Source organism: Streptomyces sp. NRRL B-24085 (assembly GCF_001282115.1).
Lineage (GTDB): Bacteria > Actinomycetota > Actinomycetes > Streptomycetales > Streptomycetaceae > Streptomyces.
Window position 1 is genome coordinate 1 of sequence record NZ_LJBR01000664.1, and the last position, 3,686, is coordinate 3,686.

Genomic DNA, 3,686 nt, shown 5'->3' on the forward strand with positions numbered 1-3,686 from the left:
CGGACCGGTCCAGTCCGCGCCCCCGCCGACCAGGACGCCCCCCGCGTCTGATCGATCCCACCCCCCACGGACCGTCCATGTCCTACGGCACGGGTGGCCTCGTTCGCTCACCATGGGGGTCCAGGCCCACTCACCGGAGAACGCGATGACCACCAGCCCGGAGCGGCGCTACACGGACCGCCTGGAGGAGTTCTCGGCACGCCATCCCTTCCTCGTCGACCTCTCACTGGTCCTCGCGCTGATGGGTTCCGCGTCCCTCGGCGCCTCGCTCACCCTGCCCGGGGCCGCGCCGCCGGACGACGACAGGCTGGCCGTGGTCCTCATGGGCGTGTCCTGCCTCGCCCTGCTCAAGCACCGCACCCACCCGCGCCTCACCGTCGTGGTCAACACCCTGTGCGCCACGATCGTGATCGCGCAGGGGTACCTCCTCACCCCCCTGCTGCTGGGCCCCGTCATGGCCTCGCTGTACTGGCTGGCCACCCTCACCGACCGGACCACCATCCGCGCCTACGGCCTGCCGACCATGCTGGTGCTGACGCTCGCGGCGGCCTTCTCCGACTCCATGGACCACGTGTCGCTGCTCCTGAGGACCATCGGCCCGGTCTTCTGGCTGATGCTGCCGCTCGCCGCCGGCACCATGACCCGGCTGCGGCGCGCCTACCTCCAGGCCACCCAGGCCCGCGCCGACCACGCCGAGCGCACCCGGGAGGAGGAGGCGCGGCTCAGGGTCACCGAGGAACGCATGCGGATCGCCCGGGAACTGCACGACGTCGTAGCCCACCACCTGGCCCTCGCCAACGCCCAGGCCGGCACCGCCGAACACCTCGCGCTCGCCAACCCCCGGCAGACCCAGCAGATCCTGCACGACCTCACCGGCACCACGTCCTCGGCGCTGCGCGAGCTGAAGGCGACCCTGGGCCTGCTGCGGCAGACCGACGACGAGGGCGCCCCGCTGGAGCCGGCCCCCGGCCTCGCCCGGCTGCCCGAGCTGGTCTCCTCGTGCGCCTCCGCCGGGATCACCGTCACCGTCACCACGGAGGGCGAGCCCCAGCCCCTGTCCCCGGGCGTGGACCTGACCGCGTTCCGGATCGTGCAGGAGGCCCTCACCAACGTCACCAAGCACGCGGCCACCCAGACCGCGCACGTCCGCTTCGTCTACGACGGCCCCCGCCTCCTCATCACGGTCACCGACGAGGGCCCGCCCACCGCGGCCGCCGAACCGTCCACGAGCTCCAAGGGGTTCGGCGTCATGGGCATGCGCGAACGCGCCCACTCCGTCGGCGGCGAACTCCGGGCGGGTCCGCGCCCGGAGGGCGGCTTCGAGGTGAGCACGGCACTGCCGTTGCAGCCCTCGGTGAGCGGCGACCGGACGGGGTGAGGGCGGCCGCGGTGGGCAGGGGTCATCCGGGGTTCACCGGAAGGTCGCCGGCCGCCGGGCCCCGGGCCGTAGGGTGGCCGGCATGGCTGACGTGGATCTCGACCGGGCACTGGAGGTCGCGACGGAACTCGCGGCCTGGGCGTCGGAGACCATCCGGCGCCCCCGCGACCCGGGTGCCGCGGTGCGGGAGAAGGACGGGCCCGCGGACATCGTGACCGCCACCGACGAGGCGGTGGAGACCCACACCCGCGAGGTGCTCGGGCGGGCCTTCCCCGACCACGGGATCGTCGGCGAGGAGTACGGCACGACGGAGGGCGCTCCGGGCGCCCCGCACTGGGTGGTCGACCCGGTCGACGGCACCACCAACTACGCCCACTCACTGGGCTGGTGCTCCTTCTCGCTGGGCCTGGCCGCCGCCGATGGCACCCCGCTGCTCGGCGTCGTGGCGGACCCCTGGCGGGGCGAGACGTTCACCGCGGTCCGGGGCCGCGGCGCTTATCTGAACGGCACCCGGGTGCACGCGGCCGCCCACACCACCCTCACCGGTCATGTGTTCCTCACCGAGTGGGCCGCGCACGCCCATTGGCCCGGCATGGACGCGCTCCTCGCCGAACTGGCCGACCGGCACTGCACGGTGAGAGTGATGGGATCGACCGCACTCTCCCTCGCGCAGGTCGCGGCCGGCCGGGCGACCGCGGCGGCGATCGGCGGCTTCCACGCGGTCGACGGACTCCCGGCACTGCTCGTCGCACGGGAGGCGGGAGCGGTGGCGCTGCCCGAACTCCCCGCCCACAACCAGCCGTTGCTGCTCGTCGCGCCCGGAGCCGCCGAGGAGACGGCCGAGATCTGGCGCAGGACGGGAGCGGCGGCCGGCTGACGGCCTCCCGGGCACGACCTGACCAGGAGACAACCGTCGGCGAGGCATCATCGGGCCGATCACGGCACATACTTCAGCAAGCGGGCAAGTCCCGGGGAACTCCGACGGGGAGCGGCTTGATGCATGCCGATGGTGCGGGTCTTGGCAAGGTCCAGGTGCGGCTCAAGTGGGACCCGAGCCCCTACGGGGAACCGGCCCGGCACCTCGACATCGTCGCCGCGACCTACGCGGCGGGCGACCCGTACGGACGGCCCGAGTACGTGGTGCACACCGAGAGCCGCTCACCGGACGGCACCATCAACATGACCCGGCACAGCGAGACCGGCCTCGGCCTCGGCTACGTCGAGGTGATGGAGCTGGAGTTCGAGCGCCTGTCGTCGGCCTACGGCCGGGTGGTGGTCGGCGTCGCCATCCACCAGGACGGCGGCCCCCGCACCTTCGGCGACCTGTCCCACGCCGGGGTGCTCGTCGTCGAGGGCTACCGGCAGCTGCTGGCCGACGACTTCACGGGGGTCGCGGACGCCACGGCCGCCACCGTCGCCGAGTTCACCAGGGACCCCTCCGGGGCCTGGCACCACGCGGAACTGATCCGGGGCTTCGACAGCAACCCCGCCGGATTCATGGCGGAGATGGGCGGCGTACGGCGCTGAGGGAACCGGCCGAGGCGGGGCATGGTCGACGGCCCTCAGTACGGCCGGCGGATCCCGTGGTCCGCGAGCGCCGCCTCGTATCCGGCCAGGAGCTCGTCGAGGCCGCTCAGGACGAAGCCGGCCGTGTCGCCGGCCTCGGCCAGGTCGCCCCGCTCGCACGCCGCGAGGATTTCGGCCACCTCGCCGCGCAGGACGTGCAGGGAGTCGCCCTGCACGAGAACCCCGGGGAAGTGACGGCCGGGCAGGCGGACCACGGCGTTGTTGCCGCCCGGCGTGAACAGTTCTGCTTCGACGCGCTCCATCCGGTCATCCGATCCCGGCGTTCGGCGGCGGTCAAGAGCGGGGCCCGGCACCGGCCCGACGGCGGCGGCCGCACCCTCTGCCGAACCCCTCCGCGGTGATCTCGGGAACGCGCGGCCCGTTGCGTGTTCGTATCGGTCCTGGACGGACGGCGCGGGCCGGGCGGCCATGGGCGCATACTGAGGAGGATGACAAAGCCTGCTGCACCGAAGCGTCACTTGCCCACCAGCCCCTTCAAGGCACCGGTCGCACCCGCTCCCAAGCACTTCGCCGTGGGCGACCAGGTCACACACGACATGTACGGTCTCGGCCGGGTGATCGGCGTCGAGGACGGAATCGCGGTGCTCGTCGATTTCGGCTCGTCGCAGATGCGGATCCTGAGTCCGTACTCGAAGATGACCAAGCTGTAGGAGAAAGGACCCCCTCTCATCGATCTGACCTCGCTGTTCTCCGCCCCCGAAGGGCAGCCCCAGCGCACCCC

5 protein-coding genes are annotated in these 3,686 nt (G+C 72.8%); 4 read left to right on the plus strand and 1 reads right to left on the minus strand.

Translation table 11 applies throughout. The features are described 5' to 3' along the window. Positions 1 to 145: 145 nt before the first annotated feature. From AOJ26_RS40995 to AOJ26_RS41005, 3 genes are all read left to right on the plus strand, one after another. Positions 146 to 1,378: a sensor histidine kinase gene (locus AOJ26_RS40995; protein ID WP_053853396.1), complete on the plus strand. Its 1,233-nt coding sequence runs from the start codon at positions 146 to 148 to the stop codon at positions 1,376 to 1,378. A gap of 73 nt (positions 1,379 to 1,451) precedes the next feature. Continuing rightward, entirely contained in the window at positions 1,452 to 2,255 is an 804-nt protein-coding gene (locus AOJ26_RS41000) for an inositol monophosphatase family protein (RefSeq protein WP_078960209.1), read from the plus strand. 119 nt (positions 2,256 to 2,374) lie between these two features. After that, on the plus strand, positions 2,375 to 2,905 hold the full coding sequence (locus AOJ26_RS41005) for a TerD family protein (protein WP_053853398.1): 531 nt from the start codon (positions 2,375 to 2,377) through the stop codon (positions 2,903 to 2,905). A 35-nt stretch (positions 2,906 to 2,940) separates the two neighbouring features. Here the strand turns inward: AOJ26_RS41005 and AOJ26_RS41010 are convergent, their stop codons facing one another. Further along, positions 2,941 to 3,207, minus strand: a complete 267-nt coding sequence (locus AOJ26_RS41010) for a DUF6959 family protein (RefSeq protein WP_053853399.1) — start codon at positions 3,205 to 3,207, stop codon at positions 2,941 to 2,943. A gap of 186 nt (positions 3,208 to 3,393) precedes the next feature. Here AOJ26_RS41010 and AOJ26_RS41015 point away from each other — a divergent pair, with 186 nt between their 5' ends. Next, a complete protein-coding gene (locus AOJ26_RS41015) occupies positions 3,394 to 3,615 on the plus strand; it encodes a hypothetical protein (RefSeq protein ID WP_037706913.1) in 222 nt (73 codons plus the stop codon). The last annotated feature ends 71 nt before the right edge of the window (positions 3,616 to 3,686 follow it).